Source organism: Arthrobacter sp. NicSoilB4 (genome assembly GCF_019977335.1).
Classification (GTDB): Bacteria; Actinomycetota; Actinomycetes; order Actinomycetales; family Micrococcaceae; genus Arthrobacter.
The window spans coordinates 3705495-3722665 of sequence record NZ_AP024653.1; the positions used below are offsets into that span (position 1 = coordinate 3705495).

At 68.7% G+C, this 17171-nt stretch carries 11 protein-coding genes; 3 read left to right on the forward strand and 8 right to left on the reverse strand.

Going from position 1 to position 17171, the window contains the following annotated elements; genetic code table 11:
* Positions 1 to 26: 26 nt before the first annotated feature.
* From LDO13_RS17040 to LDO13_RS17055, 4 genes are all read right to left on the reverse strand, one after another.
* On the reverse strand, positions 27 to 2654 hold the full coding sequence (locus LDO13_RS17040) for a trehalase-like domain-containing protein (RefSeq protein WP_224047857.1): 2628 nt from the start codon (positions 2652 to 2654) through the stop codon (positions 27 to 29).
* Positions 2655 to 2935: 281 nt separating this feature from the next.
* Positions 2936 to 3925 carry an LLM class flavin-dependent oxidoreductase gene (locus LDO13_RS17045; protein WP_224047858.1) on the reverse strand — a complete coding sequence of 330 codons (990 nt, stop codon included), beginning with the start codon at positions 3923 to 3925 and terminating at the stop codon, positions 2936 to 2938.
* 257 nt (positions 3926 to 4182) lie between these two features.
* The gene (locus LDO13_RS17050; protein ID WP_224047859.1) at positions 4183 to 6516 is read right to left on the reverse strand and encodes a chromosome segregation ATPase; all 2334 of its coding nucleotides are present in this window, start codon (positions 6514 to 6516) and stop codon (positions 4183 to 4185) included.
* A gap of 222 nt (positions 6517 to 6738) precedes the next feature.
* Complete coding sequence (locus LDO13_RS17055; protein WP_224047860.1) at positions 6739 to 7548, reverse strand: hypothetical protein; 810 nt, start codon at positions 7546 to 7548, stop codon at positions 6739 to 6741.
* A 150-nt stretch (positions 7549 to 7698) separates the two neighbouring features.
* On the opposite strand from LDO13_RS17055, the gene LDO13_RS17060 reads away from it, so the two are divergent.
* The 3 genes from LDO13_RS17060 to LDO13_RS17070 all read left to right on the forward strand — a co-directional run bounded on the left by LDO13_RS17060 (position 7699) and on the right by LDO13_RS17070 (position 11227).
* On the forward strand, positions 7699 to 8400 hold the full coding sequence (locus tag LDO13_RS17060; protein ID WP_224047861.1) for a type 1 glutamine amidotransferase domain-containing protein: 702 nt from the start codon (positions 7699 to 7701) through the stop codon (positions 8398 to 8400).
* A gap of 63 nt (positions 8401 to 8463) precedes the next feature.
* Positions 8464 to 10161: a helicase HerA-like domain-containing protein gene (locus tag LDO13_RS17065; protein ID WP_224047862.1), complete on the forward strand. Its 1698-nt coding sequence runs from the start codon at positions 8464 to 8466 to the stop codon at positions 10159 to 10161.
* A 73-nt stretch (positions 10162 to 10234) separates the two neighbouring features.
* Positions 10235 to 11227, forward strand: a complete 993-nt coding sequence (locus LDO13_RS17070; protein ID WP_224047863.1) for a hypothetical protein — start codon at positions 10235 to 10237, stop codon at positions 11225 to 11227.
* A gap of 143 nt (positions 11228 to 11370) precedes the next feature.
* On the opposite strand, the gene LDO13_RS17075 is transcribed toward LDO13_RS17070, so the two are convergent.
* From LDO13_RS17075 to LDO13_RS17090, 4 genes are all read right to left on the reverse strand, one after another.
* Positions 11371 to 12192: a DUF559 domain-containing protein gene (locus LDO13_RS17075; protein ID WP_224047864.1), complete on the reverse strand. Its 822-nt coding sequence runs from the start codon at positions 12190 to 12192 to the stop codon at positions 11371 to 11373.
* A gap of 209 nt (positions 12193 to 12401) precedes the next feature.
* A complete protein-coding gene (locus tag LDO13_RS17080) occupies positions 12402 to 14363 on the reverse strand; it encodes an NHL domain-containing thioredoxin family protein (RefSeq protein WP_224047865.1) in 1962 nt (653 codons plus the stop codon).
* Entirely contained in the window at positions 14360 to 16435 is a 2076-nt protein-coding gene (locus LDO13_RS17085; protein WP_224049823.1) for a cytochrome c oxidase assembly protein, read from the reverse strand. The genes LDO13_RS17080 and LDO13_RS17085 overlap by 4 nt, the downstream gene beginning before the upstream one ends.
* 230 nt (positions 16436 to 16665) lie before the next feature.
* On the reverse strand, positions 16666 to 16953 hold the full coding sequence (locus tag LDO13_RS17090) for an HU family DNA-binding protein (protein ID WP_024367639.1): 288 nt from the start codon (positions 16951 to 16953) through the stop codon (positions 16666 to 16668).
* Positions 16954 to 17171: the final 218 nt, after the last annotated feature.

A 17171-nucleotide genomic window follows, 5' to 3' on the forward strand; every position in this document is an offset into this window, starting at 1 on the left:
CAACGAGATGCGGGCCCGGTAAACCGCTAATTCTTCGGCAGCGCGTCCAGCAGCCGGGCGCAGCGGATGAAACCAAGGTGCGAGTACGCCTGCGGGTGGTTCCCCAGGTGGGTTTCCGTGCCCGGGTCGTACTCCTCCGGCAGCAGCCCGGTGGGGCCGAACAGGTTGACCAGCTGGTCGAACAGGTCCCAGGCCTCCTCGATCCGGCCCACCGCAACGTAGGCCTCGATCAGCCACGTCGTGCAGATGTGGAAGCCGCCCTCCAGTCCCGGCAGCCCGTCGTCGTACCGGTACCGGAACACGGTGGGCCCCACCCGCAGTTCCCGTTCCACCGCCGTGACGGTGTCCAGGAAGCGCTGGTCCGCGACGTCCAACAGCCCTGAGAGGCCGATGTGCAGCACCGCGGCGTCCAGGTCCGGGCTGTCATAGGCCACAGTGTAGGACTCCGAGCTCTCGTCCCAGCCCTCGCGCAGGACTTCCTCCCGGATGGTCGCGGCCGTCGGCTCCCACTCGGGCAGCGGCGTGCGGCCGTGCCGTGCGGCGGTGCGCAGGGCCCGGTCCAGCGCCACCCAGCACATCACCTTGGTATAGATGTGGTGCCGGGGCGCCCGCCGGGCTTCCCAGATCCCGTGGTCGGCCTCGTGCCAGCGGGCCAGCACGGCCGAGGCCATCTGGACCATCAGCTCCCAGTGCGCGTCGGCCAGTGTTCCCTGCCGCGCGCTGAGGGCGTCGATCAGTTCGGCGATCGGCCCGAAGACATCCAGCTGCACCTGGTGGTCCGCGGCGTTGCCGATCCGCACCGGCCGGGAGCCCGCATAGCCGGGGAGGCTTTCGATGATGGCTTCGGTGGACAGCGGCGCCCCAGTGACCGAATACAGCGGGTGCAGCCACTCCGGGCCGGGGGCGTGGGCCAGGATCCGGCCCAGCCAGGCCAGGAATCCCTCCGCCTCCGCGGTGGAGCCGAGGTCCACCAGCGCGTTGACCGTCATGGAGCCGTCCCGCAGCCAGCAGTACCGGTAGTCCCAGTTCCGCGTGCCGCCGATCCCTTCCGGCAGCGAGGTGGTGGGCGCGGCAAGCACGGCGCCGGTGGGCTCATGGACCAGGGCGCGGAGCACCAGGGCTGACCGGCGGACCAGGGAGGGTTTCACGGCCGGCAGCTGCAGCGCCTGCACCCAGCGCCGGGAATGATGCGCGACGGCGGCGCGGCGTGAGTTCTCCTCCGGCGGTTCCGCCCTTTGGGGTTCCGTGTCGCCGCAGCGCAGGTTCAGCACCACCGGGCCGTGCCGCAGCTCGACGTCGGCCGTGGCGGTGGCATGGCGGCCGTCCGAGGTGATCGTGAAGCCGACGCCGGGGGCGAGCAGGATGATCGGGTCCGCGGTCCCCACGACGTGCAGCTCCGTGCCGCGGGCCTCCATGCTGAAGGGCGCGTTGGCGTAGTCCGGGCGGGGCGCAAAGACAATCCGCGCCGTTCCCGTGCCGGAGAGGACGCGGACCAGGCTGGTGATGCCGTCCGGCGCCGGTTCCAGGTAGTCCGTGACGGTGACGTCTGCCCAGCGGGTTTCCACGATCATGGTGCTGTCCACATAGCGCTGGCCCAGGACCTGGGAGGCCTTCACCGGTTCCACGGAGAAGTGGCCCGCGGCGTCGCCGCCGAGAAGGTGGGCAAAAAGGGATCCCGAGTCCGGCAGGGGATGGCTCATCCAGCAGATTCTGGCGTCCGGGGTGATGAGTGCGGTGGAGGAGCCGTTGCCGATCATCGAGTGCCGTTCCAGGCCGACGGCGTCCTCCCCGAACAGCCAGGCCCGGCGGAGTTCAAAGAGGATGCCCAGGACCCGCGCGAAGGACTCCGGGTCCCGGAGCCGGTGCCCCGCGGCCGTTGGTCCCGGGCCGACGCGCAGGCCCAGGTCCGGGCCGCGCAGGGTGGCCATGGCGGCTTCGTCGCTGGAGGCGTCCCCGGCATAGAGGGCGGCGCTGACCCCGAGCATGGAGCGCAGGTGCTCCATGGCTGCGGCCTTGGACGGTTCCACCACGGACAGGTCCAGGACGGAGCCGTCGACGATGAAGGAAAGCCCGTGCACGCGGGCGATCTCCTCCGCTTGCTGGGTGGCCAGCGCGACGACCTCGGGGGAGGCCGGGCGGGTGTGCACGGACACGGCGACGGGCTTGCGCTCGATGGTGATGCCTCGGTAGGCGCCCACGGTTTCGGCGAGCGCCTGGCTTGCCTGCTGCAGCACGGATTCGGTGGCCAGGGACAACCCGTGGGCGAAGCCCATGTCGAACTCGGCGCCGTGCGAACCGACGAGGTGCACCTCCGCCGGGAGCCGCGAGACGGCGGCCAGGTCACGCAGGGAACGCCCCGAGATGACGGCCGCGTGGGTGTTCGGGAGGGCGGCCAGAGCCCGGAGGGCAATCGCCGCACTGCCCAGCGGCAGGGTCTCGGTGGAGATGCCCTCCGCCTCGCACAATGTCCCGCCATAATTGCAGGCCACGAGCAGTCCCGGTGTCCGGGCCAGGATCTTGAGTTCGGCCAGCAGCTGCGGCGTCAGCCCGTCGTCGGCGGCGTTGGTCTGCACAAAGGCGCGGAGCAGGCCCAGCGGCAGGGACTTTGTCAGGAGGGCAGACTCGGCCAGGGACTGGTTGAGCGGAGTGGGCATGCGCGGAGTCCTTCGAGTCGTCCCCAATGCCTGCGTGAGAAGCGCCCCTGAGGACGTACTCCCAGTATCCTCCCGGCTCGATTTCCCGCGGGTGTCCCGGCGGTTGCGGCTGTGTAACATCCGCCGGCGCGCGTCACGCAGTGTGGGTTACCGGCGTCCGGGAAGCCGCCTCGCCGCGCCAATCCGCGGCTGGGCGGCGTCGAACCTTGCACTAACCTGCTGTGCGTGACGGGGGACCCCGACGACGGGCCCGACGGCGGCCCGGAACCCGGCCCCTGCGGTTAGACCCGGACCAGTCCGGCGACGTCGGCGAGGAGTTGCACCGAGCGCAGCCGGGCCTCCGTGGCGGTGCTCTGGTGCGCGACGATGAGCTCGTCGGCGTCGGCGTGGGCCGTGAACTCGTCGAGGTACTCGAGCACCGCGTCCGGGGTCCCCACGGCGGAGTACTTCATCATCTGGGCCACGTGCTGGCCCTGCGGGGAGTCCAGGATCATGTCCGCCTCGTCGTCGCTGAAAACGCGGCCGTTGCCGAAGAACAGCGAGACGCGGGCGCGTTTGGTGGCCTGGAACATCTCCTGCGCCGCGGCCGCGGAATCCGCGGCGATCACGTTGACGCCGGCGATCACGTGCGGGGCGTCCAGTTGCGCGGAGGGCCGGAAGTCCCGGCGGTAGATGGCGACGGCGTCCTGCAAAGCGTTGGGCGCGAAGTGCGAGGCGAAGGCATACGGCAGGCCAAGCTGCGCGGCGAGCTTGGCGCCAAACAGCGAGGATCCCAGGATGTACAGCGGCACGTCGGTGCCCTTGCCCGGGGTCGCCTCCACGCCCGGAATGCGGGTGGGGCCGCTGAGGTAGCCCTGGAGTTCGAGCACGTCCTGCGGGAAGCTGTCCGAGGACATCGGGTCCCGGCGCAGGGCCCGCAGCGTGTTCTGGTCGCTGCCGGGCGCGCGGCCCAGGCCCAGGTCGATGCGCCCCGGGTGCAGGGTCTCAAGCGTGCCGAACTGCTCGGCGATGGTCAGCGGCGAGTGGTTGGGCAGCATCACGCCGCCGGCGCCGAGGCGGATGCTCTCCGTCTGCGCGGCGACATGGGCGATCAGGACGCTGGTGGCCGACGAAGCGATGGCGGACATGTTGTGGTGCTCGGCGTACCAGACCCGCCGGTACCCCAGCTTCTCGGCAAGCTGCGCCATGGCGACGCTCCCCGCGAGGCTTTCTGCCGCCGTCTGGCCCTTGCCGATGGTTGCCAGGTCAAGGATGGAAAGCGGAACAGTCACGGAAAAGCCGGCCTTTCGTAGCGGGAAGTCTCAGGCGCCGCACCGGATCCCGGCACGCACACTGTGGACAACGACGCCGGGCCCCGGCTTATTTCTGCTTCAGTTGTGACGCTCCCCGTGGGGCGGTTCCCGTCGCCAGCACCCGCCGGGCCTCACCGGTGTGCTTCACCGGAGTGGACGCTGGACGGGACCGGCCGCTGGGGCCGGTCCCGTCCGCTCGCCGGTTGCTCCGGATTTTCAGTGCCTGGTTATTAGGGTCAGGCGACGCAACCACCCAGGGCAATCTGTCCGTCTATTGCCCGGATCTGGTTCTGGATGCTGCCCAGCTGGTCCTGGAGACCCGTCACCGTCTTCTTCTGCGCGGCGACGGAATCCTTGTTGGCGCCCTTCTTGGCCTGCAAGTTGGCGAGCGTGGTGTTGGCATCGGTCAGCTTCTGGTCGAGTCCCGTGAGCTGTGCCTGGAGCTCCTTCAGCTTCGTTTCGGTGGCGCTGATCTCGCCGTTCAGCCCGTCAAGCTGCGCCATCAGAGGGGCAACCTGGGCCTGGAGGTTGAGGATCTCGCGTTCCTTGGCGGCTATCTGGGCGTTCAGCGTGGTGACCTGGGCGACGAGGGTGTCCAGCTGGGTGTTCAATGCTGCCACCTCGGCCTGCTTCGTGCTGACCGCCGCGGTGGCATCCTGCAGAGCCTTGGTCAGGGCCGGCAGCTGGGACTGCAGCCCGGCCAGCTCGGAACCCTTGGCCGCCGCGGCCGCCTGGGCGGCCGTGAGGGCGGAGTTGGCGGCGGCCAGTTCGCCCTTCAGCTGCTCCAGCACGAGCTTCTGCGCGGCGATCGCGTCCTGGCTCTGCGTGACGTTGGCGGTCAGCGCCGGCACGGCTGCCTCCAGGTCCGCCACCAGTTGCTCCTGCGCGGCGGCCGCGCTGGCTGCAGTGGCGGCAGCGGTCTGGAGTGCGGGGAGTTGGCCCTGCAGGGCCGTGAGCTCTGCCTGCTTGCTGGCCACCGCGCCGTTGGTGCCGGTGACAGCCGACTGGAGCGCCGGGATCTGCGCCTTCAGCGCTGCGATCTCGCTTTCCTTGAGGGCGACGGCGTCGTTGGCTGCGGTCAGTGAGGCCTGGAGCGGGGCGGCCTGCTGCTGCAGCGTGCTGCTCTCCGTCTGCTTGGCCGTCAGCTGTGCGTTGAGGCCGGTGACTGCCGTTTGGAGGGCGGTCAGGTCTCCCTGGTAGCCGGCAATGGTGGCGGTCTTCGCGCTGATCTGGCCGGTGACAGTGGTGAGCTCGCCCTGCTTGAGCTCCCGCAACGCGATGAGGTCGCGCTTGGCTTTGGAATTGCCGTTGATCGAATCAATCTGCACAGTGAGAGCCGCGATCTGCGTTTCCAGGTTCACCTTGGAGGCCTGCAGCGGGGCGAGCTCGTTCTGCGCGGTGGTGATCTGGGCCTGCTTGGCCGTGATTTCCGCGTTCTTCGCAGTGATCTGCTGCTGCAGCGTTGCGATCTCTGCCCCCACCGCAGCGATCCTGTTGCTGTTGGCGGCGAGGGCTGTGGCCGCGCTCCGGGCGGTCGCCTGCAAAGTGGTGAGCTCTGCCTGGGCCGTGGTGATCGCGGCGTTTTTCGCGGTGAGAGCGTCGGCCGCGGCCTGGGCAGCGGCCTGCCGCGAGGCGAGTTCGCCCTGCGCTGTTGCGATCGCGGTGTTCTGCGCCGTGACGGCGTTCGCTGCTGCGGTGGCGGCACCCTGGAGGCCGGCCAGCGTCGCCTTCGCGGCGTCGATCTTGGCCAACTGGTCGTCAAGCTCAGCCTGGGCGGCGGTACCCGTAGCCTCAAGGCCCTGCAGCTCCGACTCGGCCCCGGTGACGGCGTTACCGGCAGTTGCCACGGCCTCAGCGGCGGCGGCGGCCGCGGCTGTGAGGGCTGTGAGCTGGTCCTCGGCAGCAGCAATCTCGGCGTTCTTGCCGGCAAGTGCTGCCTCGGCGGCGGCGGCCGCGGCCGCAAGCGTCTCCTGTTCGGCCCGGGCAGCACTGAGCTGGGTGTTCGTGGCCGTGATCTCGGCCTCGACGTCGGCGGCGCGGCCTTTCAACTCGTCCGCGGCGGCCACCGCCAGCGCTTCCTGCTCCTGCAGGGGTGCAAGCTGGTTCTGGGCCGTTGCCTTCTCCGCCTCGAGTCCCGCCAGGTTCCGCCGCGATTCGAGTATTGCCGCCTCGGTGCTGGACCGTTCAGCCTCAAGAGACGCGAGGTCGTCCTGCGCCGCAGCGATCTCACCATCGAGGGCCAGCTGGGCCGCGTCGAGGGCGGCGATGGATGCCGTTACCGCATCGATTTCCGCGGTCAGGGCCGAAGCGCTGGCCTGCAGGACAGAGCGTTCGGACTGAAGCCGCGCGATGATGTCGGCGTTCTTTTTCGCCGAGGCCTTGAGCAGGTTCTCCTGGACGGCGCCCCGGTGTGCCAGCTGGTTGACCACCCCGTTGCAGACACCGTTGACGGATCCGGTGGCAGCGGTCGCCTGCGGGGCAAAGAGCAGCATGCTGGTCAGCACGCCGGGGACGACGACGGCGGCGGCGAGCCGCCGGGTGAAGACAGAGTTGTGCGAAAGATTGAGCATTTGAGACCCCCAGGCGAGACACGGAAAAATGCGGCCCGCTGTGGCCGCCTTTTGTAGTCCCGATGCTATGCGCGGAAATACGCAGCGCGGAGGGCCGTCGCCACTCGTGTTTTCGCTGGTTCTACGTGTCTTTTGCGGGGGTGTACTCGCTTTTCCGGCGGAGACTACTTGGTCTGGCTTTTTTGCCCGAAATCAGGGGAAAAACGTCCGTTCCCCCCGAGGTCAGGGGCACGAATAGTTGTAGTCCAGCCCCGCGGAGATGTACTGCGTCAGGGCGACGCGGCTGCCGGGGGTGAGCGCCGGCGATGAGCAGTTGGACTTGGCCCCGGTGAGGGACCGCGCCCCGGCGAGCCAGCTCGGCAGGCCGGCGAGCGGACTGCTTGCCGGAACCGTCCCGGCGATCTGGTTCCACTGGTAGCCGGTGGAATACAGGCCGACCTTGGCGTTGATGCTGGTGAAGTAGGCGGTCATGCCTTCGAGGTCCGCGACATTGGCGACCTTGTCCGTCTGCCAACTGTTCCCGGTTTCGACGTCCAGCCACCACACGTACTTCGCCGGGTTGTCGACTCCGCGGATGGTGGCGTCGTCGTAGGCCTTCGCATAGCCGTACATGTAGGAGCAGGCCCGGAAATCGCCCTCGCCGCTGCCGCACACACCGTACGGGTTGGCCACGTCCACGCCGCCGTAGCGGTTGGAGCTGGGCCACCACGAACCCTGCAGGCCCGGGTTGGCCGTATTGACGTAGAGCGCCACCCTCGGCTGAGCGGTGAGTGCCGGGGACGGGGCGGTGTTTGCCCAGGCGAGTTGGGCTGCCAGGCACGGGTTAGTGGTGTTGGCGAGGCCGTTGTTCACCCCGACGATGGCGAACGCCGGCTGTTTGGGGAGGGTCTTGCCGCACTGGGGCCAGGAAACGTCAATGCCCACCGGCTCGGCATTTCGGGGCGGGGCCGCACTGGCCGTTCCACCACCCAACAGGACAAGGCCAAGAGCCATGGCGGCGGAAACAAGCTTCGTCAATACCCGGGTAGCCATGCCCCAGTCTACGTCGGGTCCCTGTCCGGGCAGGGGAAATCCGCCGTGCGCGTTGGCGGTTGGAATACTCAGCGGACTGAGGGAGTTGCCGCCCCTAAGTCCTTTTACATTCCACCGCCGGCCGCGTGGCCGGCAGAACAGGAGCCCCACATGGCGAGCATTCTGATGGTCGTATCCGCCGCCGATTCCCTTACGATGCGGGACGGCAGCGAACATCCCACCGGCTACTGGGCCGAGGAACTCGTGGTTTCGCACCAGGCCCTCAGCAACGCCGGCCACAGCGTCCACATCGCCACGCCGGGAGGCGCGAAGCCGACGGTGGACGAAGTGAGCCTCGCAGCCGAGTCCGCGGGCGGCCAGGACCGCGCCGATGCCTTCCGCACGTACCTCGCCGGGATCGACGCCGAGCTGTCCGCGCCGCTCGCGCTGGCCGACGTCGACCCGTCCGGCTACGACGCGATCGTCCTGCCCGGCGGCCACGGCCCCATGACGGATCTTTACCAGGACGCGGACCTCGGCAAAATCCTGGTTGCGGCCAACACTGCCGGCAAGATCATCGCGCCGTTCTGCCACGGCCCGGCCGGCCTGCTGAGCGCCACCGACGACGCCGGAGCGTTCGCCTTCGCGGGTCGCCGCCTCACGGTGTTCACCAACGAGGAGGAACTGGGCGGCGGCACCGGGCCGAACACGCCGTGGTTCGTGGAGGACGTGCTGCGGGACAAGGGCGCCGTCGTCGAGAACGCCGCCGCCTGGAGCTCCCATGTGGTGCGCGACGGCAATCTGATCAGCGGCCAGAACCCGCAATCCAGCGAGGCCGTGGCACAGGAAGTCCTCAAGGCCCTCGCCGGGTAACACCGCCGAAAGAACACCGGCCGAAGCCGGGTCCGGGTTGCCGGGCCCGGCTAAGCTGTCCGCATGGCCATCAAATCCACCGCAGATAAAGTCGCCACCATCCAGAAGGGGTACACCCTCGAGGGCCCCACGATTGAGCTCGGCGCCGCGATCATCGACGGCGAAGTCCACAAGGATGCGCCCGTCCGGCTGCCGCTCTCGATGATGAACCGCCACGGACTGGTGGCCGGGGCAACCGGCACGGGCAAGACCGTTACGCTGCACATGATGGCCGAGCAGCTCTCCGCCGCCGGCGTCCCGGTGTTCCTGGCGGATATCAAGGGCGACCTGTCCGGGCTGGCCACCGCCGCCACGGGCAGCGAAAAACTGATGGCACGCACGGCAGGGATCGGCCAGCCCTGGTCCGGCAAGACGTTCCCGGTGGAGTTCCTTGCCCTGGGCGGCGACGGCAACGGCATCCCGGTGCGCGCCACGATCACGTCCTTCGGCCCCATCCTGCTCTCCCGCATCATGGAGCTCAACGACACGCAGGAATCGAGCCTGCAGCTGGTCTTCCACTTCGCCGACAAGAACAACCTCGAACTGATCGACCTGAAGGACCTGCGCGCCGTCATCCAGTTCCTCACCTCCGCCGAAGGCAAGGACGAGCTCGAGCAACTCGGCGGGCTGTCGAAGGCGACGGCCGGTGTGATCCTCCGTGAACTCATCACGCTCGAGGCGCAGGGGATGGAGAAGTTCTTCGGCGAGCCCGAGTTCGACACCGCCGAACTGATGCGCACCGCCCCTGACGGGCGCGGTGTCATCACCTGCCTGGAGCTGCCCACCCTGCAGACCAAGCCGATGCTGTTTTCCACGTTCCTGATGTGGCTGCTGGCCGACCTGTTCGAGGACCTGCCCGAGGCCGGCGACCTGGACAAGCCGAAGCTGGTGTTCTTCCTGGACGAGGCACACCTGCTGTTCAACGGCGCCTCGAAGGCATTCCTGGACGCCATCACCACCACCGTGCGCCTGATCCGGTCCAAGGGCGTTGGCATTTTCTTTGTCACCCAGACCCCCAAGGATGTCCCCGCGGAGGTCCTGGGGCAGCTCGCCAACCGGGTGCAGCACGCCCTCCGGGCCTACACGCCGGAGGACGCCAAGGCACTCAAAGCCACTGTCTCGACCTTCCCGATGAGCGATTACGACCTTGAGGAAACCCTTACGTCAGCCGGCATCGGCGAGGCGGTCATCACCGTGATGAACGAGAAGGGCGCCCCGACGCCGGTGGCGCTCACCCGACTGCGCGCGCCCGAATCCGTGATGGGTCCCAGCGCCGACGCCCTGATCTCGAGCACCGTGGCCGGCTCCGCGTTGCTGCCCAAGTACGGCACCGCCGTCGACAACGTCTCCGCCTACGAGAAGATCTCCGGCAAGGCGTCGGAGGGCAGCGGCGCTGCCGCGGAGCCAGCGGCTCGCGGCGACGGGGCGTCCGACGGCGGCACTTCCAGCGTCGATGCCGAGGCGCGGCGGATCGAGGAGGACATACTGGGCCGTCCCAGCAGCCGGCCCGCACCGGCCCCCTCATCTCAAGAAACCCGCGAGGCACCCCGCCAGTCCCAGCGCCAGCCCGCGAACGACGGCGGCATGGCCGGGGACCTCGCTGGTGCCTTGGGCGGCGCCCTCGGCGGCGGGCTCAAAAGCATGGCCCGGTCGCTGGGGACCCAGCTCGGGCGCGAGCTGCTCCGCGGCGTTTTCGGCACTGCGCCCAAGCGCCGCCGCTGAGCGGATCTTGTCACATGAGGCCCTTGTGACAAGAGGATTCCTGTGGGGTGCAGGTAACGTAAGGTAAGTGCAAATGAGTCAGGCGTTGGTCAGGACCGCAGCCGGGTGGCTGCTGGGCCTGATGCTTGCCGTGGCCGCCGGCGTCGTCGCGATCAACATCGTGAACGACTCCATTGCGAGCCCGCAGCAGCCTGTCCGCGAATATCTCGACGCCCTGCAGAAGGGCGAGGGCGAGAAAGCCCTCGGCCTGTTGCACGCCACCGTGCCCCAAAGCAACGCGGCCATGCTGGACGGGACGGCGCTGCAGACCGCCACGGCGCGGATCAGCGGCGTGAAGTATGGCGAGGCGGAGGACCGCGGTGGCAACCGGGTCATGGTCCCGGTTGACTACACGATCGACGGCAGCGCACTGCGGACCGAGTTTCTGCTGGAAAAGTCCAGCACGGAGTGGCTGTTCTTCCACAGGTGGGCCATGGTTCCGGCCGCCCTGCCGGTCCTGGACGTCACTGTGGTCAACTCCAATGAGGCCACCCTCAACGGGGTTCCGGTGAACATGCCCAACGGCCGCAACTCCTTCGCCGTCTTCTACCCGGGCGAATACGAGGCCTCACTGGCCGGCGAGTACTTCTCCGCCCCGCCCACCAAGGCCACGCTGTCCGGCCGGGATGTCCCCGCGGCCCCGCTGAATCTGATGACCGAAGCCACAAACGGACTGAAGGACGCGGTGGGCAGCAAGGTGAAGGAGTTCCTTGACACCTGCGCCGACACCGCCGACAAGCAGCAAAAGCTCCAGCCAGACTGCCCGTTCTACCACACCACCAACAACCGCGTCGTCGACGGCACCATCGACTGGAGCATCACCGAGTACCCGACCGTCAGCATCGAGCCCTTCGGCGGACGCTGGGTGGTGGCGCCCCTGAACGGCAAGGCGCAGATCAAGGCCCGGCAGGTGGACCTGTTCACCGGGGCCGTGACGGAACTCAACGCAGTCCACGATTTCAGCTTCACCACGCGCCTGGACATCGACGCGGACACCGTCAAGGTCACCCCGCTCCTGAGCTACTAGGCCCCGGCCCCGGCGGGAATGGCCCGGCAGCGGCACGCCGGCTGTCACGCAGGGCAGTCTTTTGGGCCCGCCTGCCGCACTCCAACCCGGCACTCCGCGAAAATCGCAGCTCCCGGGGGCCAAGAACCTGCCGGCCGTGACGCCTAGACCAGATTAGCCCCGGCGAGGACGGCCCGGACCTCGGCCAGCATCCGCTCCGGGTGGTGCACGACGTCGTCGTAGTAGTACCGGAGCACGGAGTATCCCCGCACTACGGATGCGTTGTTGCGCCGCTGGTCCTTCTTGACCTGGGTCCACTCACCGTGATGGCGCCCGTCCAGCTCCACAATCAGCCGGCCCTCCAGCAGGAGATCCACGTATCCGACGCCGTCTATGTGGACTTGAGTTTCCACGCTGATGCCCGCCTGGCGGAAATACGTCCTCGCAAGGGTCTCCAGCATGGATTCGGCACCACGGTCCACCCAGTCCAGCACCTGGCGGGCGCGGCCATTGCGCTTCCCGGGGAGTCGCTCCCGCAGGAACCCGACCGTCATATCGCCCCGGCCAACGGCGCAGTCCACCAAAACCAGGGCTTCAGTGAACGGCAGGCATCTCAGCGCGTGGATGAGCACGTCGCCCAGGGCAGCAACCGGCCGGTGCGGATGCGGCTCCAGGAGCAGGCCGGAGTGGCCGATCTGCCCCTCGACGGCTTCCCCGCGCCGGTGCTGAACATGGACGGGACCGGTCGGCTCCAGGGACCAGAGACCGTAGAAGGGGGCCGCGCTGCTACACGTGAGCAACTGCCTGTGCTGCAGCAGCGCCACATGGTCCGGGGCCGCCGTCGGGAGGGCATAGATTCCACGGTGCGGCTGTAGGACGCCGGCCCTCACCGCCCGCCGAAGTGCGGCGTCGTCGATCCCCAAGCGGGCCAGCGCGGGCCGCCGGGCCGCGCCCCCACAGATGGCCAAGGCCCGCAAGACATCCATGGGACCATCGTTTCCCGCCCACGCGGCGCCGGCATCCCCCGGAACCCCCTATGTGGACATCTTCACGTCACCGGTAGCAGCCTTTTGCGGCCGCCACGGCGTCGAAACCCCGGGGTTCCGCGGTCCTGGGCCCCATTAAAGCCAAAAGGCTGCTGTCCGTGACACCAAGGTCACGGACAGCAGCCAAAACCGGGCCACTGCGGCGGAGGTCAGTCCATTCCGCGCAGGTCCAGCACCAGCTCGGTGTCGCCGTCGGCCGTCAGCAGCACCGGAATGCCCCAGTCCTGCTGGTACAGGTGGCAGGCCGCGTGGTCCGGGATTTCGCCGTCCGCGTCCTCGGGACCGTCGCAGGCCGCCGCGCGGGCGGTAATGTGCAGCACGCCCTCGGAAACCTCGGAGGACAGCTCCAGGGTGCGGAGCAGTCCCACGGACGTCCCGCCGCCGGACACGAGCAGCTCCGGCGGGGTGGAGGAGATCTTCAGCTGGGTCGGGTCGCCCCAGCGGTCGTCGAGTTTCTGGCCGGTCGGCGCGGTGAAGCGGACGGCCAGCTCCAGCGGTCCGGGGGCCACGGGGCTCTTGGGCCGGTGGGTCTGGGCCGCGCCCTCGTCCACCTGCTGCGCTTCCTTGGGGATTGGCACGTAGACCAGCTGGTGCTTGTTCGCCTCGACCACCACCAGGAGCGGCTCCGCGCCGGCCACTTGGGTGTGGTCCACGATCACATCGGAGGGCTCGGACAGGCCGCGCGCCAGCGTGGAGACCGTGCCGGAGGACGGGTCGTAGCGGCGGACGGCGCCGTTGTAAGTGTCCGCGATCGCCACCGATCCGTCCGGGAGTACCGTCACACCCAGCGGGTGCTGCAGCCGCGCCTCAGCGGCGGGACCATCGCGGAAGCCGAAGTCGAACAGGCCCTTGCCGACGGCCGATTCGACGGTGACCGTCCCGCCGTCGCCGATCACGAGTTTGCGCAGCGCCGAAGTCTCGGAGTCCGCTACCCAGATGTTGCCGTCGGCGTCCTCGGCGAGGCCGGAAGACTGGGCAAACCAGGCTTCCTCGGCCGGGCCGTCCAGCAGGCCCTCGAGGCCGTTGCCGGCGATGATGGACACGGCGCCGGAGCGCGGGTCGAAACTGAAGATCTGGTGCACGCCGGCCATCGCCACCACGACGGCGTTCAGCTTGGTGGACCAGACCACGTCCCAGGGCGAGCTGAGGGAAACCCGCAGCGGGTCCGCCTCCAGTCGGGAGCCGTAGGCGGCGCCTTCCTCGTCCACCCGGGCCGGTCCCGTCTCGAGTAGCCGCTGCACGCCGTTGCCGGCCAGGGTGCTGACGGTACCGCCCGCGAGGGACAGTCCGCGGAGCCGGTGGTTCACGGAGTCCGCTATCACGACGTCGTAGCCGGTCTCCGCGGCGACGTCAACCGGCAGCAGCACCAGGCCCTGGGGTTCGTTGAAGCGCGCTGTGGCGGCGTTGCCGTCGGCATGGCCCTTGTCACCGGAGCCGTAGGTGGCCAGCACGGTCTGGAAGTCGGTGGAAAGCTCCACGAGGCGGTGGTGCCCGGTGTCGGTGACCAGCCAGGAGCCGGCTTCCGACGCGCTTCCGACGCCGCGGCCTTCCGGAAGGAACAGCGCCTTGCCGGGGAACCGCAGGGTGCCCGACGTCGGCTCCGGCGCCACATACGGCCCGTCGCCGCGGTGCAGGGTGCCCTTGGCTTCGTGCTCGGCGATCAGCTCCGGGATGAGCACGGCGAGGCCGTCGGCGTGGCCTTCGCCGGAGAGGTGCGCCACGATGTAGCCCTCGGGATCGATGACCACCAACGTGGGCCAGGCCCGCGCCGTGTAGGCCTTCCAGGTGTCCAGCTCGGGATCGTCCAGGACCGGGTGGCGGATCTCGTAGCGTTCGACGGCGGCGGCCAGCGCCACCGGATCAGCCTCGTGCTCGAACTTGGGTGAGTGCACCCCGACCGTGACAAGCACGTCGGAGTACTGCTGCTCGAGCGGGCGGAGCTCATCCAGCACGTGCAGGCAGTTGATGCAGCAGAAGGTCCAGAAGTCCAGCAGCACGATCTTGCCGCGCAGGGATTCCAGGTCCAGGGACTTGCCGCCGGTGTTGAGCCAGTTGCGGCCCACCAGCTCGGAGGCCCGGACCCGGAGGTGGGTGCGTACGGTTTCGGTCATGAGCGTCCTTCCAGCTTTGAGCTGCGTTCGGCCAGCCGGGCATCGCGCTCGGCCAGCTTGGCAAACATATCGTTGTAAGCGGTGAGATCGGCGTCGTTATTCCTGTCCGCCGCCCGGTCTGTGCGTTTGGATTCGCGCGCATCGGAACGGGACCACTGGACGGCGACGCCAATCGCCACCAGCAGTGTGGGCACTTCGCCGATGCCCCAGGCCACCGCGCCGCCCAGCTGTTGGTCCAGCAGTGCCGATTCGCCCCAGGTCCGGCCGAGGTTGCCGAAGTAGTCCGCGGCCAGCAGCCCGGTGCCGCCCATGATCGCGACCCCGAAGAAGGCGTGGAAGCCCATCGTGGCCAGCAGGAGCAGCAGCCGCATGGGGTACGGAGCCCGGCGGGGCAGCGGGTCGGTGCCGATCATGGTCAGTACGAAGATGTAGCCCGTCAGGGCGAAGTGCAGGTTCATCAGCTCATGGCCCACGTGGTCCCGCATCGCATACCCGAACGCGTCCGAGTAGTAGAACAGCACGATCGAGCCCGCGAAGTTGGCTGCGGCGAACAGCGGGTGCGTGACGAGCTGGGAGAACTTCGAGTGGATGAAGATCAGCAGCCACTCCCGGGGGCCGCGGGAGCTGTCCCGCCGCGGTGAGAGCGCGCGCAGGGCCAGGGTCACGGGTGCACCGAGGACGAGGAAGATGGGGGCCACCATGGTCAGGGCCATGTGGTCCACCATGTGCGCCGAGAACAGCACCCGGCCGTAGACCGCGGGCGGGCCGGACGTCACGTACGTCAGGACCCCGAGCCCGATCACCCAGTTGACGGCCCGGAACCAGGACCAGGAGTCCCCGCGCCGGAGAACTTTCCGCATGCCGAGGATGTAGGCCACCAGGCCAAAGACCGCGACGGCGACCCACAGCCAGTCGGGGCGCCATTCGGTCAGCCAGCGCTCCGGGGTCAGCTCCGGCGGCAGCTCGTAGCCGGAGATGATGAAGGCCGGGGTGGCGTCGGGGGCCAGGGACTCACCCTGCGGCGGTGCCGAGCGGCCGAGCGCGACGGCGACGCCCGACGTCGCTCCCATCACGAGCAGTTCGACGGCGACGAGCTGCCAGAGCACGCGGCGGGCGGACAGTCCGCCGGTTTGGCTGGCCAGCTGCGGTATGACCCAGCGCCGGTGCATTAGGCCGATGCCGCCGAGGACCAGGGTCGCCGCCGCCTTCGCCAGGATCAGCTGCCCGTACGTCGAGCCGAGGAGGTCGGCCCAGGAGGTGAGGCGGATGGTGGAATTGATCACGCCGGAGGCGAAGACGAGGATGAAGGCGAAGCCGGCCAGGGCAGAAAAGCGCCGCAGCGTCGGTTCGGTGATATCCGGCCGGCCGCCGGTCTTCGAGCCGGAGGCAGCGGCTCCCAGCAGGCCGGAGAGCAGCGCGAGCACGATGATGCCGCCGACCCAGGCCGATACGCCCACCAGGTGCAGACCGAGCGAGTTGATGGCGCCTTCGTGGTCGGCGGAGCTGGCGGAGTGGCCGATCAGCGCCGAGGGGACCAACCCGATGAGTGCGAGCACCAGCGTTGCCGCGAGGCCGCCCGCGGAGCGGACACCGAAGAGCGCGGTGGTGACGACGGCGGCGATGATGACGACGGACAGCCAGGCGCGGCCGGTCTCGATGTCGGTCATGAAGTAGACCAGGGAACGGGTGAATTCCGGGTCCCCGGAGATGCCCTGCCCGGCGATGTCCGAATAGCTCAGCACCAGGACGGCAATCGCTGACAGCGTCCAGACGGCGCCGGCCGCGGCTGCGACTGCCAGAGCGCGGGTGAAGGCCGGATGCTCCGGGGCGTCCTTGGCCTTGGACCGCGAGCCGGTCAGCGAGCGGGGAAGGATTCCGACGGCGAAGATGAGCCCGCCGATCACGGTGGCCAGTGCGACGTTGTGGACGGCTTTGCTGACCGGAAGACCCCAGCGGACCAGCGCGCCCGGGTCGGAGACCTCCCGGGCTGCTGCTGCGCCCGAGAACAGCAGGGCGGCAACAAGTCCCAGGAACAAGGCGGCCAGCCCTGCGAACAGCCACGGCCGGGAGATTCCGGCGGAACCCGCGGCAGGGCCCCTCCCTCCCCCGGTGGGGGTGGGAGTGGTTGCTGTGGCACGGGGATTTGCTGCGGAAGGCACAAGTCCATTGTCCGCCACGCCCGGCCTGCTCACCGAATCGGGAGCCGCCCGCGAACGCCCTGGCGCCGTTGCCGGGAGCCGCGCTTAACGAAAAAGGAGCGGCGACCCAGTGGGTCGCCGCTCCTTTCAAGCATTCAAGAAGACTACTTCTTCTTGGAGACCGCAGCCTTCAGCTTGGAGCCGGCGGTCAGCTTGACGCTGTGGCCCGCGGCGATCTGAATGGTCTCGCCGGTCTGCGGGTTGCGGCCGGTGCGAGCTGCACGGTCGGTGCGCTCAACTGCGAGCCAGCCCGGGATGGTGATCTTTTCGCCCGCGGCGACAGAGGTCTCGAAGACCTCGAACAGTGCATCCAGCACGGAGTTGACGGCTGCCTGGCTGGTGCCGGCCTTGCCTGCTACCTCTGCAACAAGTTCACTACGGTTCTTAGCCATTTATGTCCTCCTGGACGGTCATGATTTCTGGAGCCTGCACACGGCATGCGCACAAGCCACTGTCCGAAAACTTACCAGCTTGCCGCCGCCGAGGTGGCAAATTCCGCGTGTTTTCGGCCTTTTTTGAGGAAAAACCCGCGAATCGGCGCCTTTCGAGGCATTATTTCGCCATCAGCGGAAGCTCGTCAGCTCCGGCACGGCCCGCCCGATGTTCCCGC